This window comes from Alkalihalobacillus sp. R86527, from assembly GCF_042466185.1.
In the GTDB taxonomy this organism is placed as follows: Bacteria; Bacillota; Bacilli; order Bacillales; family Guptibacillaceae; genus Guptibacillus.
The window spans coordinates 392,718-410,059 of the sequence record NZ_JAXHBW010000001.1 but is presented as its reverse complement, the minus strand read 5'-3'; the positions used below and the strand labels follow the sequence as shown (position 1 = coordinate 410,059).

The 17,342-nt window shown below is 43.6% G+C and carries 22 protein-coding genes; 3 read left to right on the top strand and 19 right to left on the bottom strand.

Features of this window, described 5'->3' with window-relative positions:
* Window position 1: 1 nt before the first annotated feature.
* Genes SJY16_RS02205 through SJY16_RS02195 form a run of 3 tightly spaced genes read right to left on the bottom strand, consistent with a single transcriptional unit; the run spans window position 2 to window position 1,937 of the window.
* Window positions 2–1,102 (bottom strand): NADH-quinone oxidoreductase subunit C, encoded by a 1,101-nt coding sequence (locus SJY16_RS02205; RefSeq protein WP_377887435.1) that lies wholly within the window; start codon window positions 1,100–1,102, stop codon window positions 2–4.
* Window positions 1,099–1,617, bottom strand: a complete 519-nt coding sequence (locus SJY16_RS02200) for a NuoB/complex I 20 kDa subunit family protein (protein ID WP_377887434.1) — start codon at window positions 1,615–1,617, stop codon at window positions 1,099–1,101. The genes SJY16_RS02205 and SJY16_RS02200 overlap by 4 nt, the downstream gene beginning before the upstream one ends.
* Window positions 1,608–1,937: an NADH-quinone oxidoreductase subunit A gene (locus SJY16_RS02195; protein ID WP_377892025.1), complete on the bottom strand. Its 330-nt coding sequence runs from the start codon at window positions 1,935–1,937 to the stop codon at window positions 1,608–1,610. Before SJY16_RS02195 ends, SJY16_RS02200 begins: the two co-directional genes overlap by 10 nt.
* A gap of 171 nt (window positions 1,938–2,108) precedes the next feature.
* Between SJY16_RS02195 and SJY16_RS02190 the strand changes: the two genes are divergently transcribed.
* Window positions 2,109–2,594 carry a YbgA family protein gene (locus tag SJY16_RS02190; protein ID WP_377887433.1) on the top strand — a complete coding sequence of 162 codons (486 nt, stop codon included), beginning with the start codon at window positions 2,109–2,111 and terminating at the stop codon, window positions 2,592–2,594.
* A gap of 18 nt (window positions 2,595–2,612) precedes the next feature.
* Here SJY16_RS02190 and SJY16_RS02185 read toward each other — a convergent pair whose 3' ends face one another.
* From SJY16_RS02185 to SJY16_RS02110, 16 genes are all read right to left on the bottom strand, one after another.
* Window positions 2,613–3,014 (bottom strand): F0F1 ATP synthase subunit epsilon, encoded by a 402-nt coding sequence (locus SJY16_RS02185; RefSeq protein ID WP_377887432.1) that lies wholly within the window; start codon window positions 3,012–3,014, stop codon window positions 2,613–2,615.
* Between the two features lie 429 nt (window positions 3,015–3,443).
* Complete coding sequence (atpD, locus tag SJY16_RS02180) at window positions 3,444–4,856, bottom strand: F0F1 ATP synthase subunit beta (protein WP_377887431.1); 1,413 nt, start codon at window positions 4,854–4,856, stop codon at window positions 3,444–3,446.
* A gap of 109 nt (window positions 4,857–4,965) precedes the next feature.
* Window positions 4,966–5,121, bottom strand: coding sequence for a hypothetical protein (locus tag SJY16_RS02175; RefSeq protein ID WP_377887430.1), 156 nt, complete (start codon window positions 5,119–5,121; stop codon window positions 4,966–4,968).
* Window positions 5,122–5,417: 296 nt separating this feature from the next.
* On the bottom strand, window positions 5,418–6,281 hold the full coding sequence (locus SJY16_RS02170) for a F0F1 ATP synthase subunit gamma (protein ID WP_377887429.1): 864 nt from the start codon (window positions 6,279–6,281) through the stop codon (window positions 5,418–5,420).
* A gap of 50 nt (window positions 6,282–6,331) precedes the next feature.
* A complete protein-coding gene (gene atpA / locus SJY16_RS02165) occupies window positions 6,332–7,840 on the bottom strand; it encodes a F0F1 ATP synthase subunit alpha (RefSeq protein ID WP_377887428.1) in 1,509 nt (502 codons plus the stop codon).
* Between the two features lie 19 nt (window positions 7,841–7,859).
* Entirely contained in the window at window positions 7,860–8,414 is a 555-nt protein-coding gene (locus SJY16_RS02160) for a F0F1 ATP synthase subunit delta (RefSeq protein ID WP_377887427.1), read from the bottom strand.
* Window positions 8,411–8,926 carry a F0F1 ATP synthase subunit B gene (gene atpF / locus SJY16_RS02155; RefSeq protein ID WP_377887426.1) on the bottom strand — a complete coding sequence of 172 codons (516 nt, stop codon included), beginning with the start codon at window positions 8,924–8,926 and terminating at the stop codon, window positions 8,411–8,413. Before atpF ends, SJY16_RS02160 begins: the two co-directional genes overlap by 4 nt.
* 110 nt (window positions 8,927–9,036) lie before the next feature.
* Complete coding sequence (gene atpE / locus SJY16_RS02150; protein ID WP_224884350.1) at window positions 9,037–9,249, bottom strand: F0F1 ATP synthase subunit C; 213 nt, start codon at window positions 9,247–9,249, stop codon at window positions 9,037–9,039.
* Between the two features lie 70 nt (window positions 9,250–9,319).
* Window positions 9,320–10,033 (bottom strand): F0F1 ATP synthase subunit A, encoded by a 714-nt coding sequence (gene atpB, locus SJY16_RS02145; RefSeq protein ID WP_377887425.1) that lies wholly within the window; start codon window positions 10,031–10,033, stop codon window positions 9,320–9,322.
* Window positions 10,034–10,052: 19 nt separating this feature from the next.
* Window positions 10,053–10,421 carry an ATP synthase subunit I gene (locus SJY16_RS02140; protein WP_377887424.1) on the bottom strand — a complete coding sequence of 123 codons (369 nt, stop codon included), beginning with the start codon at window positions 10,419–10,421 and terminating at the stop codon, window positions 10,053–10,055.
* Window positions 10,422–10,610: an AtpZ/AtpI family protein gene (locus SJY16_RS02135; RefSeq protein WP_270180638.1), complete on the bottom strand. Its 189-nt coding sequence runs from the start codon at window positions 10,608–10,610 to the stop codon at window positions 10,422–10,424.
* A 700-nt stretch (window positions 10,611–11,310) separates the two neighbouring features.
* Entirely contained in the window at window positions 11,311–11,940 is a 630-nt protein-coding gene (gene upp / locus SJY16_RS02130) for a uracil phosphoribosyltransferase (protein ID WP_377887423.1), read from the bottom strand.
* A 295-nt stretch (window positions 11,941–12,235) separates the two neighbouring features.
* Window positions 12,236–13,483: a serine hydroxymethyltransferase gene (locus SJY16_RS02125; RefSeq protein ID WP_377887422.1), complete on the bottom strand. Its 1,248-nt coding sequence runs from the start codon at window positions 13,481–13,483 to the stop codon at window positions 12,236–12,238.
* A 136-nt stretch (window positions 13,484–13,619) separates the two neighbouring features.
* Entirely contained in the window at window positions 13,620–14,180 is a 561-nt protein-coding gene (locus SJY16_RS02120; RefSeq protein WP_377892023.1) for a TIGR01440 family protein, read from the bottom strand.
* Between the two features lie 26 nt (window positions 14,181–14,206).
* Window positions 14,207–14,647 carry a ribose 5-phosphate isomerase B gene (rpiB, locus tag SJY16_RS02115; protein ID WP_377887421.1) on the bottom strand — a complete coding sequence of 147 codons (441 nt, stop codon included), beginning with the start codon at window positions 14,645–14,647 and terminating at the stop codon, window positions 14,207–14,209.
* Window positions 14,644–15,273 (bottom strand): low molecular weight protein arginine phosphatase, encoded by a 630-nt coding sequence (locus SJY16_RS02110; RefSeq protein WP_377887420.1) that lies wholly within the window; start codon window positions 15,271–15,273, stop codon window positions 14,644–14,646. Before SJY16_RS02110 ends, rpiB begins: the two co-directional genes overlap by 4 nt.
* Before the next feature lie 161 nt (window positions 15,274–15,434).
* Here SJY16_RS02110 and hflK point away from each other — a divergent pair, with 161 nt between their 5' ends.
* Both hflK and hflC read left to right on the top strand, forming a co-directional pair.
* Window positions 15,435–16,385 (top strand): FtsH protease activity modulator HflK, encoded by a 951-nt coding sequence (gene hflK, locus SJY16_RS02105; protein ID WP_377887418.1) that lies wholly within the window; start codon window positions 15,435–15,437, stop codon window positions 16,383–16,385.
* The gene (hflC, locus tag SJY16_RS02100) at window positions 16,378–17,310 is read left to right on the top strand and encodes a protease modulator HflC (RefSeq protein WP_377887417.1); all 933 of its coding nucleotides are present in this window, start codon (window positions 16,378–16,380) and stop codon (window positions 17,308–17,310) included. The genes hflK and hflC overlap by 8 nt, the downstream gene beginning before the upstream one ends.
* Window positions 17,311–17,342 lie beyond the last annotated feature (32 nt).

Genomic DNA, 17,342 nt, shown 5'->3' with positions numbered 1-17,342 from the left:
CTTACACCTCCACATCGTACGGCTCGTAATCTTTTCTGAGAGGGTGACCTACCCAATCGTCTGGCATCATGATCCTTGTCATATTCGGATGCCCTTCAAAAACAATTCCAAGCAGATCGTACGCTTCTCGTTCAGGCCAGTTCGCCCCCGCCCAGAGGGGGGTGATCGAATGGACAACAGTTTTTTCTCTATCTATCTTTACTTTCAGAGCAACGCTCTGTTTATTTTGATAAGAATAGAAGTGATTGTAGATTTCCATGTGAGTTTCAAAGTCGGTGCCATGCGTTTCTGATAAATAGTCAAAAGCCAGAAGCTCATTGTATTTCAGAAACTCTGCGAGTTTATAATACGAATCGACCTTCGCAATGAGCGTTGGGACGTCTTTGGCAAGGCGATTGATGTAGGCATCTTCCAAGAGGTCCTCGCCAAGATTTTCTCTGATAATGGCAAGATAACGGTCAAGAATAGGTTGGTTTGGAGAAGGCTCAACCTCTTCTGGCTCCTCTTCTTTCGTTTTCGCCTTTGCTTTAGCGGCTGCGGCGGCTTTTGCTTTTGCCTTTGCAGCTGCAATCGCCTTCGCTTTTTCATCATCACCATCACCTGACTTCTTTTTCAAAGCAGCTGCTTTTGCTTTTGCGGCAGCAACCGCTTTTGCCTTATCGTCTGGCGATGACTGCTCTTGCTCTTTCTTCTTCCTTAATGCGGCAGCCTTCGCTTTCGCTGCTGCAACTGCTTTTTTCTTTTCAAGATCGGCGTCTTTGTCTATGTCTGCGTCATTCCCCGAAACATCTTGCTTCTCACGCTTCTTCTTTAAAGCTTCTGCCTTCGCACGAGCGGCAGCGGCGGCTTTTGCTTTTTCATCCGCCCCATCCTCTAACTCTTTCTTTTTCTTCTGTGCTGCTGCTTTTGCTTTCGCTGCAGCAGCAGCTTTCTTTTTCGCTAGCTCGGCATCTTCCGGAGTTTCTGTTTCATTCACTTGAGCAGCTTCTTCTGCTTTCTTTTCTTCACGAGCTTTTCTTAGTTCTGCCGCTTTCCTCTTGGCTTCTTCTATGGCTTTCCGCTTCTCTTCAGCTAGTTCATCAGTTCGTGATTCATCCGTCATTTATTCGTCACCCGCTTTCCGGTCTTAGCTTCGTAACGAATCTTTTCCTGTAATTTATTGATTCCATAGATGAGTGCTGCCGGATTTGGTGGGCAGCCCGGTATGTACACATCAACCGGTACGATCTGATCGACTCCTTTCACTACGGCATAGGAGTTGATATACGGTCCTCCTGCAGTCGCGCAGGATCCCATCGCGATAACCCATTTCGGTTCTGGCATTTGATCGTATAGACGCTTCAGGACAGGTGCCATTTTCTTTGTTACTGTGCCGGATACAATCATGACATCTGATTGTCTAGGAGACGTTCGAAAAAATGTTCCGAATCGATCTAAGTCATAATGCGAAGCTCCTGAGCCCATCATTTCAATCGCACAACATGCGAGTCCGAACGTAAGAGGCCAAAGCGAGTTACTACGAGCCCATGACTTCACTTGTTCAAGCGTTGCGAGGAAAACGTTCTGTTTCATTTCCTCGTATTCTTCTGGCGTTATATTTTCCAATCTTATATCCATTTCAACACCTTCTTTTTCCAAGCGTAGATTAACCCGATTAGAAGCATGATGATGAAGATCATCATTTCAATAAATGCAAAAAAACCGAGTTTCTGATAGGCTACTGCCCACGGGTATAAGAAAACGGTTTCTACATCGAATATGACAAATAGTAGCCCGAATAAATAATATCGGACGTTATACTGTATCCAGCTTTGATGGAACGGCTCAATGCCGCTTTCGTAAGTTGTTTGTTTTTCTGTGGTAGGCTTATGGGGGCGGAGGAATTTCCCGGCTGTGAGTGCAACAATAGGTAGTAAGAGACCAAGAAGAAGGAACATCAATACCAGGAGGTAACTATTTTGGTACACGTTAAGCGAATCACCCAAACAGGATCTCTCCTCTCGTCATGCGGTTGAAATGATTACTCTCGTATACTAATTCAACACTTTTCCCCTTATTCTTGCTTTTCTGGAAAAGTTTTTTAAAAATTTCGAACAGAGGTGATCAGTGTGTCCTACAAGGAAATGAGAAAGGTAACCGAAAAGCTCTGGGCAAAGAATAAATATAGTGTGATGGCAAAGGGTTATGAACACTACAAACGTATTGGTAAAGTTTTAAAAGAGGCACAGTCAGTAGATGAACTTTATGAAGTCTACCTGATGATCTTTGAAGCTGTTCACTTACCCTATACTAAAAAAGGTATGCGGACGACCCTAGAGCATATGTGGGGTTATTTTAGAAAACGCGCAGATGAAGATGAGAAGCGAGTGTTCTTCGCCTCTATGAATGAAATTCTAGATGGTGAAGAAGAGCTCTCAGAAGAAGATATCAGTCAGCTCAAAAGTCTGGTGACCAACTTGTTGAAAAAGTATCCTTCAGACTATATCGATCAAAGTTATTTTATTAAACCAGATGAGGGTTGGAATGTTTTGTTTGAAGGTCAAGACTACGAGGGTATAACAGAAGAAGTTTATAAAAAAAGCATCAGAGAGTAATCTCTGATGCTTTGCTTATTATTTCGTTGCAAGATCAAGACGGTTGATTGCACGCTTAAGAGCTAGCTCTGCACGGCTGAAATCAACATTATCCTGCTTTGCCTGGTTAAGGCGTTGCTCTGCTCTTTCCTTTGCTGCACGAGCGCGTTCCACGTCGATTTCAGAAGGCTTTTCTGCAGATTCTGCAAGGATTGTCACTTGCTTTGGTCTTACTTCAACAAACCCACCGCTAACGGCCAGCACATGAGTATCAGCTCCATGTTTGAAGCGAACTGCATTAATGGTAAGAGGGGCAACAAGCGGAATATGACCAGGTAAAATACCGAGCTCACCGCTCTGCGCTTTTACACTGACTAATTCAGCTTCCCCTTGGTATACCGGGCCGTCAGGGGTGACTACACTGACTTCCAATGTATTCATCGTACCCCTCCCTGGGTGTGGTAATGATTGCGTAAGCGCCTTGGTTACCCCCGACGAGCTTAAGGCGAGCATCAATGTGGCGTTCTTTGCCACAATGATGATTGACTTAAGACCTAGAGGGGGTAGGCGCTGGAGCTAGACATCGGTAGCTTTGGCTAGAGAAAAGTCTCTTTGCGCCGTTGCTCCATGTCTAGCTGCGGCTCCCAGGCCCTCGAGTCGCTTCACCTTTTCAATTGAACACAAAGAACGTGTTCCCTTGAAAAGGCTCCAGCGCTTGTCGGGCCTAGGCGGTCGCCTCCGCTTTTCTTTAATGTCTAGCTGCATGAGCCAAATCCTCCGGCTGTTTCGCCCCTTCGGGTGAGACAAAAAGCGTCTCATCCTCACGGGCTCCAACACCCTACGGATTTAAACGGCTCATTTCGCCTTTCATTATGCCATTTGCTTAGCTTTTTCTACTACTTCTTCAATTCGGCCTACAAGACGGAAAGCATCCTCAGGGATGTCGTCGTGTTTGCCTTCTAGGATTTCTTTGAATCCTTTGATTGTTTCTTTAACAGGTACATAAGAGCCCTTCTGTCCAGTGAACTGTTCAGCTACGTGGAAGTTCTGAGAAAGGAAGAACTGAATACGACGAGCGCGTGAAACAGTTAACTTATCTTCATCAGAAAGCTCATCCATACCTAGGATTGCGATGATATCTTGAAGCTCTTTGTAACGCTGTAACGTTTGCTGTACTTCACGAGCGATGTTGTAGTGTTCGTCACCAACAACTTCTGGAGAAAGTGCACGAGAAGTAGAGGCTAGTGGATCCACCGCTGGGTAGATACCTTGCTCAGATAGCTTACGCTCAAGGTTAGTCGTTGCATCAAGGTGAGCAAACGTTGTTGCTGGAGCCGGGTCAGTATAGTCATCGGCTGGTACGTAAATTGCCTGAATGGAAGTTACAGAACCTTTGTTAGTCGATGTGATACGTTCCTGAAGTTGGCCCATCTCAGTTGCAAGTGTCGGCTGGTAACCTACTGCTGATGGCATACGGCCAAGCAATGCGGATACCTCAGAACCTGCCTGAGTAAAGCGGTAAATGTTATCGATGAAGAGTAGAACGTCTTGTCCTTGCTCATCACGGAAGTATTCTGCCATTGTAAGACCAGATAGAGCAACACGCATACGTGCACCTGGTGGCTCGTTCATCTGACCAAATACCATTGCAGTCTTCTTAATAACTCCGGAATCTGTCATCTCGTAGTAAAGGTCGTTACCTTCACGAGTACGCTCACCAACACCTGCGAATACAGAGATACCGCCGTGTTCTTGTGCGATGTTGTTGATCAGTTCCTGGATCAGTACTGTTTTACCTACACCTGCACCACCAAACAGACCGATTTTACCACCTTTTACGTATGGAGCTAGAAGGTCTACTACTTTGATTCCTGTTTCTAGGATCTCAGTAGATGTTGCAAGGTGTTCAAATGTAGGAGCTTGACGGTGAATAGGGTCACGACGAATGTCGCCACTAAGTTCTTCGTCAAGGTCAATCTTTTCTCCTAGTACGTTGAATACACGTCCTAGTGTAATGTCTCCAACTGGAACGGAGATCGGCGCACCTGTATCAATCGTTTCAACTCCACGGACAAGACCATCTGTTGAACCCATCGCTACGGTACGAACAGAGTCATCGCCAAGGTGAAGCGCGACTTCAAGCGTTAAATCCATGCTCTTTTCGTCATCGGATTCCGCTTTATAGTTAACTGTAAGGGCGTTGTAGATTTCTGGGAGCTTGCCGCCCTCAAACTTAACGTCTACAACCGGACCCATAACCTGGGTAATGTATCCCTTGTTCATCCTGTTCCCTCCTAACTTGCTTTAAGTGCTTTTGAAAGGAATTCTTTCAAATAGCAATAGTGTTTGAACTAGTGTTGTCTAGCTACGGCTCCTGGTCCCTCGAGTCGCTTCACCTTTTCAATTGAACACAAAAAGCGTGTTCATTTGAAAAGCCTCCAGCGCTTGTCGGAACCGTGCAGTCGCCTTCGCCTTTCGTTTGTCCAGCTACAGTAGCCAGCCCCTCGATCGCTTCACCTTTCAATCTGAACACAAAAATCGTGTTCATTTTGAAAGGCTCCAGCGCTTGTCGGACCTAAACGGCCACTTCCGCTTTTCGTTGTCCAGCTACAGTGGCCAGGTCCTCGAGTCGCTTCACCTTTTCGATTGAACACAAAGAACGTGTTCATTCGAAAAGCCTCCAGCGCTTGTCGGACCTAAACGGCCACTTCCGCTTTTCGTGTGTCCAGCTGCACGAGCCAAATCCTCCGGCTGTTTCACCCATTCGATTGAGACACAAATCGTCTCATTCTCATGGCCTCCAACACCCTACGGATTTAAACGGGCTCGTTTCGCTTTTCGTTATTATTCCTGTGCCGCTGCGCCACTTACAATCTCAGTAAGTTCCTGAGTGATTGCTGCTTGACGTGCTCGGTTGTAAGAAAGTGTAAGGTTGCCGATGAGGTCGTCTGCATTGTCAGTCGCACTTCTCATCGCTGTCATACGGGAAGCGTGCTCTGCTGCTTTTGCATCGAGAAGCGCTCCGTAGATTAAGCTTTCAGCATACTGAGGAAGCAGGACTTCAAGAATTTCTTCTTCAGAAGGCTCGTATTCGTAGCTACTTAACGATTTCCCTTCACCTGTCTCAATATCCGTTAACGGAAGAAGTTTCTTCTCCGTTAGATCCTGCTGAATGGCACTTACATAGTGGTTATAGTACATGTAAAGCTCATCAAAGGCACCATCTTCATACATCCTTACCGTTCTGGATGCAATGTCTTTAATGTCTGCAAAGGAAGGCTGATCAGCAAGACCAACAATGCTTTCCACTACAGGCATATCGCGTTTCTTAAAGAAGGAAAGACCTACTTTACCAACTACGATGATGGCATACTCGTCTTTGGAGCTATGACGTTCATTAATCGTTCGATAGACATGGCGTAGTACTGAGCTGTTATATGCTCCTGCAAGTCCACGGTCTGAAGTGATGACGACATAACCTGTTTTCTTCACTTCACGTTTTTCTAGCATCGGATGACTAACGCCGCTTGATCCATTAGCAATACTCGCTACAACATTTTGAATCTTCTCCATGTAGGGAACGAATGACTTTGCATTCATTTCTGCACGGTTAAGCTTCGCTGCTGAAACCATCTGCATCGCTTTTGTAATCTGCTTTGTTTTCTTAGTCGATGTAATTCTCGACTTAATATCGCGTAAAGATGCCACTCATTTTCACCACCTTTTAAGCTGGCCGCGGCGTTTCCGCCGCATCCCTCTTATTCAGAAACTGCGAAGCTCTTTTTGAATTCTTCGATTGCACCGTTGAATTCTTTTTCGTCTGGAAGAGCTTTTGTTTCACGAATTGTATTGAAAAGATCTTTCTTATTGTGTTCGATCCAAGTCATCATTTCTGATTCGAAACGCTGAATGTCTTCAACAGGAATGTCATCAAGGAATCCACGAGTCAATGCGTAAAGGATAGCAACCTGCTTCTCTACTGATAGTGGCTTGTTAAGTCCCTGCTTCAGTACTTCAACTGTACGTGCACCACGGTTCAGTTTAGCCTGAGTTGCTTTATCAAGGTCAGAACCGAACTGAGCAAATGCTTCTAGTTCACGATAAGATGCAAGGTCAAGACGGAGTGTACCCGCAACCTTCTTCATCGCTTTAATCTGAGCAGATCCACCAACACGGGATACGGAAAGACCTGCGTTAACCGCTGGACGTACACCCGAGAAGAAGAGGTCAGATTGAAGGAAGATTTGTCCATCAGTGATGGAAATTACGTTTGTTGGGATATAAGCTGATACGTCACCAGCTTGCGTTTCAATAAATGGAAGGGCTGTTAGTGAGCCGCCTCCTTTTGCATCACTAAGCTTCGCTGCACGCTCTAGTAAGCGGGAGTGAACATAGAATACATCCCCTGGATATGCTTCACGACCTGGAGGACGACGTAGCAATAGGGAAAGTTCACGGTATGAAGAAGCCTGCTTTGTTAAGTCATCGTATACAACAAGAACGTGCTTGCCGTTATACATGAAGTCTTCACCCATCGTTACACCTGCATATGGCGCAAGGAAAAGAAGTGGAGCCGGCTGAGATGCAGATGCAGTTACAACGATTGTGTAATCAAGTGCACCTTGCTTACGAAGTGTTTCTACAACACCACGAACCGTAGATTCTTTTTGCCCGATTGCAACATAGATACAGATCATATCTTCATCTTTTTGGTTAAGAATAGTATCGATCGCAATTGATGTCTTACCAGTCTGACGGTCACCGATGATCAACTCACGCTGTCCACGTCCGATTGGAATAAGAGAATCAATCGCTTTGATTCCTGTTTGAAGTGGCTCGTGTACGGATTTACGATCCATAACACCTGGAGCCGGACTTTCAATTGGTCGTGTTTTTGTAGCACCAAGTGGACCCTGTCCATCAACAGGCTGTCCAAGAGGGTTAACGACACGGCCAAGAAGCTCTTCACCAACTGGAACCTCCATAATACGGCCAGTACGACGAACTTCGTCACCTTCACGGATATCTGTGTAAGGTCCGAGAATAATGATACCTACGTTATTTTCTTCCAGGTTCTGAGCCATACCCATAACACCATTTGAAAATTCAACTAGTTCTCCTGCCATCACGTTATCAAGACCGTGGGCACGAGCGATACCATCACCGATTTGGATAACGGTACCTACATCATCAACTTTAATATCAGCTTGGTAGTCTGAGATTTGTTGCTTTATCAGAGTACTGATTTCTTCAGCATTGATGCTCATGCATATTCACCCCTATCTTCTAGCCTTTCGCTGAAACTAATTTACGTTCCATGCGTTTGAGTTTACCGCTAATACTGCCATCGAAGATGCGATTGCCGACACGGACTTTGATTCCACCGACCAAAGTTGGATCGATCACATTTTCGATTTGAAGTGTTTTCTTACCTACTCGTTCTGCAAAAACTGCAGAAATCTTGCTCTGTTCCTCATCTGAAAGAGGCATTACAGAATATACTTTAGCTGCAGCTGTTTGCTGCTGCTCATTTGCGAACATATGGTAGTGGTTGATGAGATCGAAAACGATCGCAATACGATCACGTTCAACCAAAGTGAGAAGCGTGTTTAAAACTGGCGCGGAAAGTGATTTTCCAAAACTGTTTTGGATGATGTCTTTCTTCTGCGCCGTTGTAAATTTAGGATGTGCGAACACTTCCATCAAGTCGTCAGTTTCTTTGAATACATCGTTAACGACTGCAAGCTCTTGCTTCACTCGCTCAACTGTTCCTTGCTCATGAGCAATTTCAAAAAGAGCGTTAGCATAACGTTTTGCGATTACTTCAAGGTCCCTGCTCATTTCTGACCGCCTGCCTGATAAAGGTAATCATCGATCAGCTTCTGCTGTGAACGCTCGTCCAGTTCCTTCTCAACAACTTTGGAAGCGATCATGACAGATAGTGATGCAACCTGCTCGCGCAGTGATGCTACAGCAGTTTCGCGTTCACGAGCGATGTCAGCTGATGCTGCTTCTTTCAAGCGTTCAGCTTCGAGACGTGCTGCTTCAATCATTTCCTGACCTTTTTGGTCAGCCATTTGCTTTTGGTTCTCAAGCATAGTTTGCGCTTCTTGACGAACACGCTTCATTTCTTCGCGCTGTTCATTTAAGTAAGCTTCAGCTTCTTTACGGTTCTTTTCAGCAGATTCGATTTCATTTGCGATATGCTGCTCTCGTTCTTTCATGATACCCATCAACGGGCCCCAAGCGAACTTTTTCAATAGAGCAAGAAGCACGATAAATGCGAAAAGCTGATAAAGGATATCACCAGCGTGAATCCCAGTGCCAGCTCCAAGAATTAGACTGTTGAACAACGTGTTCACTCCCTTCAGAGATCATACAAAACGAATGGCGAAGGTTTCATTTCGAAACTTTCTCCGCCATCATGAAACGTTACGATTTCCCTATGAAATTTCGTAGGTAATTATTGACCCATTACGATAAATGCGATTACTACACCGATGATCGGTAGTGCCTCAACTAGTGCGATACCGATAAACATTGTAGTTTGAAGAGTACCTCTAAGTTCTGGTTGACGAGCGATTCCCTCTACTGTACGTCCTACGATAAGACCGTTACCAATACCGGCACCTACTGCCGCTAGACCTACTGCAATTGCAGCTGCGATTAAACCCATGCTAAATTTCCTCCTTATTATTCATGAAAATAGATTTTTTATATAATGAAAAGTTCATTAATACTGTTGTTTAATGGTCGTCTGCCACTTTGTGTGCCATGTAAACCATTGTAAGCATTACAAAGATAAACGCCTGAATTGTACCGACAAAGATACTGAATCCTTGCCATGCGAGCATAGGAAGAAAGGCTCCAAGCGCTCCGCCGACTCCTGCAGCTCCAAGTCCAGCTAGGAGTCCAAGCAAGATTTCACCGGCAAAAATGTTTCCGTAAAGACGAAGACCAAGTGTCAATGTGTTTGAGAATTCCTCGATCAACTTGAAAGGAAATAGGAATTTCATCGGGGTAAAGAACCCTTTACCATATTCCTTTGCACCTTTCATTTTCACACCATAATAGTGTGTAAGCACCACGACCATTGTTGCTAGCGTTAGCGTAATCGTCGGGTCTGCAGTTGGAGACTTCCACCATAAGGTGTCGCCCAATGAAATGGCGAATGGAAGACCTAACATATTCGAGACGAAGATATACATGAGTAACGTCATCCCTAGAAACAAGAATCGTCCTCCTGTTTGCCAGTCCATGGTGCTTGAGATAAGACCTTTCACAAAGTCCATAACCCACTCGATAAAGTTTTGCAGACCAGTTGGACGCATTGCGAGTGAGCGAGTTGCTACAACTGCAAGGATGAAAACGATAGCGGATGCAATCGTGATCATGAGTACATTGGAAAGATTAAAAGTAATGCCTAAAATTTCTTCAGTTGTAGGTGCATTATGTTCCAACAGCTTTTCACCTCTCTTCCTACTTAAAGCGTATTTGAAGTATTGAATCTATGAGAATGATAATGTAGGTCACCATTAACCCAATTACCACACCTAGCAAGTTGAACAGTTCCGGATACCGAGTTGCGATGGCGACAGCTAGTCCTGCCACAGCTAACCTTGTTAAGAAGCCGAGAGATTTTGGTTTCTTCCCCTCTGCAGCAGCTTGTCCAAGTCGGTTTATTTTACGGAACATGTTGAATAGGTTATATATACTAAATATGGTGCCTAGTATTAACCCGAGGAATAATGCTTTGCTTGAGGTAACTCCCCAACCCATAACGAAAATTGCGAGCAGATACAGGGTGTATTGTAAGTAGCGGCGGAAATGTTGTTTATATTCTGTCATTTAATCTTCCCCTGTAAACTTATGTAGAAGACGAACCAGTCCATATATTCCTCCACCGAGTCCTAAGAGGAGTCCGATGACAAGAAAAAGCGGAAAGGTGTCGAAAAGGCTGTCCATCCATTTCCCGAGGAATATCCCTGTGAGTATTGATCCGACAAGGTACGACAGGATGGTTGAGTAGAGTGCCATCGCCTTCAAATGAAGCGCCCCTTTACTGTTGAGGTTAGTTTGGGAGGAATGTAGCTCCCGTGCGGATGAAAACCTTATCACTATACCCTTTGTAAGGATACAATAGGCATCCAACCATGTCAATCCGTTTCAAGCAAATGGTGTGATGAATTTCACAAATTCAAACAAGCTCAATAATCCCCATATACACAAGGATTATAACGCTTTCATGACTTTTACGAAACCTTATCTGTGAAAGAGGTAAAATTTAGCGGATAAACTCGAATCATTTTGTCACTTTTTTTTCACATTTTATGTGGATGGGACACTTTTTAACACAAAAATCGTTCTTATATCGAGAGAGTTAGCTTTTAAGAATTTTATAATCTCCCTACGTCTGAAGTATGAGGATAGTATGGGTCCCGATAGATTGATACGAATTTAAGCAGTACTCTCCGACTTGTTGCCACGAATCAAGTAAACAGTAACTGATCCATTTCACTATCCTGTTTTAAAAGATTTTGGATTAATTTAGCTTTGTAATGAAGTTTAATAACTGTGATTGGAGTGGAAGGAGGCTCGACTCCTGCGGGATGTGCGGGACAGGTGAGACCCCGAGGAGGCTCACCGCCCGCCCCGCGGAAAGCGAGCCTCCTGGAGCGGAAATCACCACATTCTAATATCAAACTAAAAAACCTCCCCACAATGGAGAGGTTTTCGATTACTTCGTTCCGTAAAGACGATCACCAGCATCGCCTAAGCCTGGAACAATATATCCTTTTTCGTTCAATTTCTCATCGAGACCAGCGATGAAAATATCTACATCAGGATGCGCTTCTTGAAGAAGTTCTACACCTTCTGGAGCCGCGATCAAGCACATCATCTTAATGTTTTGTGCACCGCGCTTCTTAATTGAATTGATTGCTTCAACAGCTGATCCGCCAGTAGCAAGCATCGGGTCGATTACAATAAATTCACGTTCTTCGATATCTGCAGGGAGCTTTACATAGTACTCGACCGGTTGAAGTGTTTCAGGGTCACGGTAAAGTCCAACGTGTCCTACTTTTGCAGCAGGAATAAGCTTAAGAATTCCGTCTGTCATGCCGAGACCGGCTCTTAAGATCGGAACGAGTCCAAGTTTTTTACCTGAAAGGACTTTGGATTTAGCTTCTGTTACAGGAGTCTTCACCATAACTTCCTCAGTTGGAAGCTCTCTCGTAATTTCATACGCCATTAGAGCAGCAACTTCATCAACTAATTCACGAAATTCCTTCGTACCTGTTTTTTCGTCTCGAATGTATGTAAGCTTATGCTGAATCAATGGATGATCAAACACGTATACTTTACCCATTGTACAATCTCCCCTTCTCAATTTAATATCGTTCCACAATCTTCTTCGCAATTCTACAGAAAAACGATAACTTATTCAAGGCTTTCTAAGATGATAAAATATTCACACTCATTGAGAGCAATACGGATTACGCAATTAACCTTCCTACTACACATCCAAGCTACGCAGATCGTCCGCTAACCTTCGTTTTCCTCTGCTTACAGGGGTTAACTAGCCCGATTTACTAGAGTATAAAAAGAGCTGTCGAAACAGTTTCGACAGCTCTCGGACGCTTATCCGCCCTGACTTTCATCTATTAATAGGAAAGATCTTCATACATTGGGAATTTATTTGTTAGTTCAACAACACGCTGCTCTGCATTCTTCAATACATTTTCATCTTCAATATTATGAAGAACATCGCTCATGATGCTTGCGATTTCTTCCATTTCAGTTTCACCAAATCCTCGTGATGTGACAGCAGCGGTTCCGATACGGAGTCCACTTGTTACAAAAGGACTTTGCGGATCGAATGGAATCGTGTTTTTATTCGTTGTAATACCGATATCATCCAATGCCTTCTCTGCCACTTTACCAGTGATTTCAAGACTCTGAAGGTCTAATAAAACAAGATGGTTATCTGTTCCATTAGAAACAAGATTGATTCCCTCTTTCTCTAGAGAGGATGCTAGTTTTCTAGCATTCTTAATAATACTTTCTGAGTATTGCTTGAAATCTTCCGATAACGCCTCACCGAATGCTACTGCTTTTGCAGCGATCACATGCATGAGTGGACCACCTTGAAGACCTGGGAAAATAGACTTATCGATTTTCTTCGCAAATTCCTCTTTACAAAGAATCATACCACCACGTGGGCCACGAAGCGTTTTGTGAGTGGTTGTCGTTACAAAATCAGCGTAAGGAACTGGGTTAGGATGATGTCCTGTTGCTACAAGTCCAGCAATGTGTGCCATATCTACCATCAAATAAGCATCAACTTCATCAGCAATTTCACGGAAACGCTTGAAGTCGATTTCTCGAGGATATGCACTTGCGCCTGCAACGATCAATTTCGGACGATGTTCTTTGGCTTTCTCAAGCACATCATCATAATCGATGCGATGTGAGTCTTTATCTACACCGTAATCCACAAAATTATATTGAACACCACTGAAGTTAACGGAACTACCATGTGTGAGATGTCCTCCATGTGAAAGGTTCATACCAAGGACCGTATCTCCTTGATCTAGGACAGTGAAGTATACGCCCATGTTTGCTTGTGCGCCTGAATGTGGCTGGACGTTAGCATGGTCTGCTCCAAATAACTGCTTTGCTCGATCTCTTGCGATGTTTTCAGCTACGTCTACATACTCACAGCCACCATAGTAACGGCGACCTGGATAACCTTCCGCATACTTGTTCGTTAGAACGGACCCCTGTGCCTTCATCACAGCTTCTGAAACAAAGTTCTCTGATGCAATTAGTTCAATTTTGCTACGTTGTCTACCTAGCTCGTCTTGAATTGCCTGAAATAACTCCTGATCATGCTTTGCTAGTTGTTGCATTGATATCCCCTTTCCATCTCACACATATTTCTATCCTTTAATTGAATAGTCGTGAATCAATCTCGCTTGCATTGTATCACAGATCTTCGATACCGTATATTAAATAAAACAATATTGAAAATGTTCGGTTTTTCACCTAAAAACAATGCTCATTTTTAGTAGGATACGAAGCTCGTTCACCACCAATAAGTTTTGGACGGGATCTCGCCATCGTTAAATGTGCATGTCCTATTGCTTTATGCCTGCTTCTAACAGGCACCGCTACGTGTCTAATATGCATACCGATAAAGGTATCACCAATATCGATTCCTGCGTCTGCTGAAATGAATTCAACAAGTACGGGATCACGCATCCTTTGAAAAGCATACGTTGCCATTGAACCACCTGCATGAATTGTAGGAACGGCAGCTACAATGCCATAGTTTCTAGCTTCAGCAGTTTCTCGTTCAACTACTAGAGCGCGATTTAAGTGTTCACAGCATTGAAACGCAATGTTTACACCCGTCTCATTCTGAAATGAACCGATGCTTTCATAAACTGCTTCAGCAGCAAAAGTGGTACCGGCAGTCCCTATTCGTTCTCCCATGACCTCACTTGAACTCATTCCGACAATTAAAAGATTTCGCTCCGACAAACGAGCATCAACTTGTAGATCATCTAATGCTTCACGGGTATGCTGGGAAATCTGCTGAGCCATTTTCTCATCCACAGCTCATTCCTCCTTTAATTCGTTTCGTAAGCAGTAATCTTACCTACGCGCTTTGCGTGACGACCGCCTTCATACTCTGTTTCAAGCCAAACTTTGGCGATTTCCTTAGCAAGTCCAGGGCCGATGATCCGCTCACCCATCGCTAATACGTTGGAATCATTGTGCTGTCTCGTTGCCTTTGCACTAAACAAGTCGTGAACAAGCGCACATCGAATTCCTTCGACTTTATTCGCTGTGATGGACATGCCGATGCCTGTTCCACAAATAAGAATGCCTCGGTCAGCTTTTCCAGAAGCAACATGTTCGGCTACAGGTATAGCATAGTCCGGGTAATCAACAGAGTCTTTGCAATTGCATCCAAGGTCGGTAACTTCCATGCCTAATTCCTCTATTACTTCTATAATGTCATCCTTGATCATAACACCTGCGTGATCCGCTCCAATTGCAACTCTCACCGTTCATCCTCCTCATTATTATCCTTTGTTAGTTGTTCGATTAATCGTTCTACTGCATCTTCTATTTCATTATATGTTTGATGATATTGGTCTAAAGATCCACCAAATGGATCAGAGATATCGATGGAAGGAAGATTTTTCTCTAGCATTTCCAATTGCTCTAGTTCTTTCATTAGCTCTTGTTCAAACGCTTTTCTCTTCTCCTCTTCTTCCTCACCACTTAATCCATTCATTTCATGTATAAAAGTCGCGCGTTTTGTTTCAAGTTCTGCAGCTTTTCTTTGGTAAGGTTCGTACATCCCTTCTCCAAAAACATACTCTTTTAACGTACTAACTTTGTGAGACAGCTCCGGAAAATCTCTTAAAACCAACGCTTTATGACTCTCTGTCATTGTAAGAAGTAAATCTCCCCATTCAGCAAGCTCCCGATCTAGTAAGCGAGCACTATGGGAAAACGATATGTTCTTGTCTTTCAAAAGAGTTACAACTTGTTGGCTGGCAGGTGACCCATTTGCAGCGAAAACACCTGCAGACTTCACTTCGACCTTACTTTTTTTATTTTTCACGATCGCTTCCGCCATTGGACTTCGACACGTATTCCCTGTGCAGATAAATAAAACCTTCAACGTAGCCACTCTCCTTCTACCTTTATTATGAAAGATGTAAGGCGATAAATCCACCCTGTTCAATTAAGCACGATCCATGAAATGTTTTTTAACAAAAATGAAACTTTTTGTAACATGAAAGCGTAATACTTGATAGAAGCAAAACCAAGGGGGGAAATAAAATGTCACAAAGAAGAATAGCAGTTATTGCTGGTTCCATCGTCCTCTTTCTACTACTAGGAATCGTACTTGTTACGAGCTGGTATACGGTAGATGAATCCGAGCAAGCTGTGATCATGACATTTGGGAAAGTAGACGAAGAAATTAGCGATGCCGGTCTACACTTCAAGTTGCCGTGGCCAATTCAACAAGTTGATATATTACCGAGAGAGACGTTTAGTTTAACGTTTGGATACGATGAAAAAGATGGCGAAATCGTGGATTTCCCTAAAGAAACGAAAATGGTAACGGGTGATGAAAATATCGTCCTGGCTGACCTTGTCGTGCAGTGGCGAATTACAAATCCGAAGAAATATCTTTATTATTCTGATCAACCGAAAGAAATCCTTTATAACGCAACATCCTCTTCCTTAAGAGGTGTTATCGGAAGCTCTGAAATCGACGAAGCACTTACCTCTGGTAAAGCTGAAATCGAAGGAAGCGTTCGTGAAATCCTTACGAAACTCATCGATGAGTACGAAATCGGTATCTCTATCCTTGACGTGAAGCTACAGGATGTTGAATTACCAAACGATGAAGTCCGAAAAGCGTTTACGAACGTAGTTGACGCTCGTGAACAAAAAGAAACGACGATCTACGGAGCGAGAAAATATAAAAACCAGGAGCTTAGTGTTGTTGAAGGACAAAAGGACGCACGTATTTCAAAAGCCCTAGGTAAAAAAGCACAGCGCGTCGAGCAAGCGCGTGGTGACGTCGCAACCTTTAATGCACTTTACAACGAATATAAGAATAGTCCTGAAGTAACGAAAAAACGTCTCATTTTAGAGACGCTTGAAGAAGTATTACCTGATACGAAGATCTACATTACTGATGAAGGCGGAGATACTGTAAAATACTTACCGATCCAGCCTGGTAAGACTGAAAAGCCGAAGGGAAGTGAGTCGAATGAGTGATAACAACGTTTTTAATATGGATGAACACCGAAAGAATATAAATCCTTCTAAACTAATTAAAAGCGCTCTTCTCATCATTGCACTTCTCATTGTCATCGGCGGTATCTTCAGCTCTATTTTCGTCGTAAAAGAAGGCGAATATAAGGTTATCCGTCAATTCGGAGACGTTGTTCGAATCGAAACGAGTCCGGGTCTTAATTTCAAGATTCCGTTCATCCAATCGATTACGACTCTTCCGAAGTATCAAATGTTATATGATGTGAATCCAGAAGAAATTACGACGAAAGATAAAAAGCGAATGACAGTGGATAACTATGCTGTTTGGTCAGTCAAAGATCCTCAGAACATGATCAGTAATGCTCGTACCATCGAAAATGCTGAAGCCAAAATGGGAGAATTCATCTTCTCTGTTATTCGATCAGAGCTTGGTCAATTAACGTACGATGAAATTATTAATGAGGAAAAATCCAGTAGAGGTAGTTTTAACACGCGTGTACGCGATCGTGTGAATGAATTACTAGAACGAGATGCCTATGGGATTAAGGTAACAGACGTAAGAATGAAACGTACCGATCTACCTGACGCTAACGAAAAGTCCGTCTTCCAGCGAATGATTTCTGAGCGTGAATCCAAAGCGCAAGAATACCTTTCTCAAGGTGATGCGGAAGCAGATCGAATCAAAGCGGAAACGGATAAAGAAGTAGATACGATTCTCGCTACAGCTGATGCTGATGCCCAAGAAATCGTTGCCGAAGGGGAATCCGAGGCTGCTAAGATCTATAACGAAGCATTCAGTCAGGATCCAGAGTTCTACGAGCTTTACCGAACGCTGAAGTCCTATCGAACAACACTTAATGATGAAACAGTCATCATGTTACCTTCTGATTCTCCGTATGCTCAACTTTTACAGGGAATCTCAGAATAAATTCACCATTATGATGTCGCTTCCGAGCGGCA

Bases quoted from the DNA above. Each gene is read 5' to 3' on its own strand.
- SJY16_RS02205 (WP_377887435.1), bottom strand. From the start codon at position 1,102: ATGACGGATGAATCACGAACTGATGAACTAGCTGAAGAGAAGCGGAAA.
- SJY16_RS02200 (WP_377887434.1), bottom strand. From the start codon at position 1,617: ATGGATATAAGATTGGAAAATATAACGCCAGAAGAATACGAGGAAATG.
- SJY16_RS02195 (WP_377892025.1), bottom strand. From the start codon at position 1,937: ATGTTCCTTCTTCTTGGTCTCTTACTACCTATTGTTGCACTCACAGCC.
- SJY16_RS02185 (WP_377887432.1), bottom strand. From the start codon at position 3,014: ATGAATACATTGGAAGTCAGTGTAGTCACCCCTGACGGCCCGGTATAC.
- atpD (WP_377887431.1), bottom strand. From the start codon at position 4,856: ATGAACAAGGGATACATTACCCAGGTTATGGGTCCGGTTGTAGACGTT.
- SJY16_RS02175 (WP_377887430.1), bottom strand. From the start codon at position 5,121: ATGAACACGATTTTTGTGTTCAGATTGAAAGGTGAAGCGATCGAGGGG.
- atpA (WP_377887428.1), bottom strand. From the start codon at position 7,840: ATGAGCATCAATGCTGAAGAAATCAGTACTCTGATAAAGCAACAAATC.
- SJY16_RS02160 (WP_377887427.1), bottom strand. From the start codon at position 8,414: ATGAGCAGGGACCTTGAAGTAATCGCAAAACGTTATGCTAACGCTCTT.
- atpE (WP_224884350.1), bottom strand. From the start codon at position 9,249: ATGGGTTTAATCGCAGCTGCAATTGCAGTAGGTCTAGCGGCAGTAGGT.
- SJY16_RS02140 (WP_377887424.1), bottom strand. From the start codon at position 10,421: ATGACAGAATATAAACAACATTTCCGCCGCTACTTACAATACACCCTG.
- SJY16_RS02135 (WP_270180638.1), bottom strand. From the start codon at position 10,610: ATGGCACTCTACTCAACCATCCTGTCGTACCTTGTCGGATCAATACTC.
- upp (WP_377887423.1), bottom strand. From the start codon at position 11,940: ATGGGTAAAGTATACGTGTTTGATCATCCATTGATTCAGCATAAGCTT.
- SJY16_RS02125 (WP_377887422.1), bottom strand. From the start codon at position 13,483: ATGCAACAACTAGCAAAGCATGATCAGGAGTTATTTCAGGCAATTCAA.
- SJY16_RS02120 (WP_377892023.1), bottom strand. From the start codon at position 14,180: ATGGCTCAGCAGATTTCCCAGCATACCCGTGAAGCATTAGATGATCTA.
- hflK (WP_377887418.1), top strand. From the start codon at position 15,435: ATGTCACAAAGAAGAATAGCAGTTATTGCTGGTTCCATCGTCCTCTTT.
- hflC (WP_377887417.1), top strand. From the start codon at position 16,378: ATGAGTGATAACAACGTTTTTAATATGGATGAACACCGAAAGAATATA.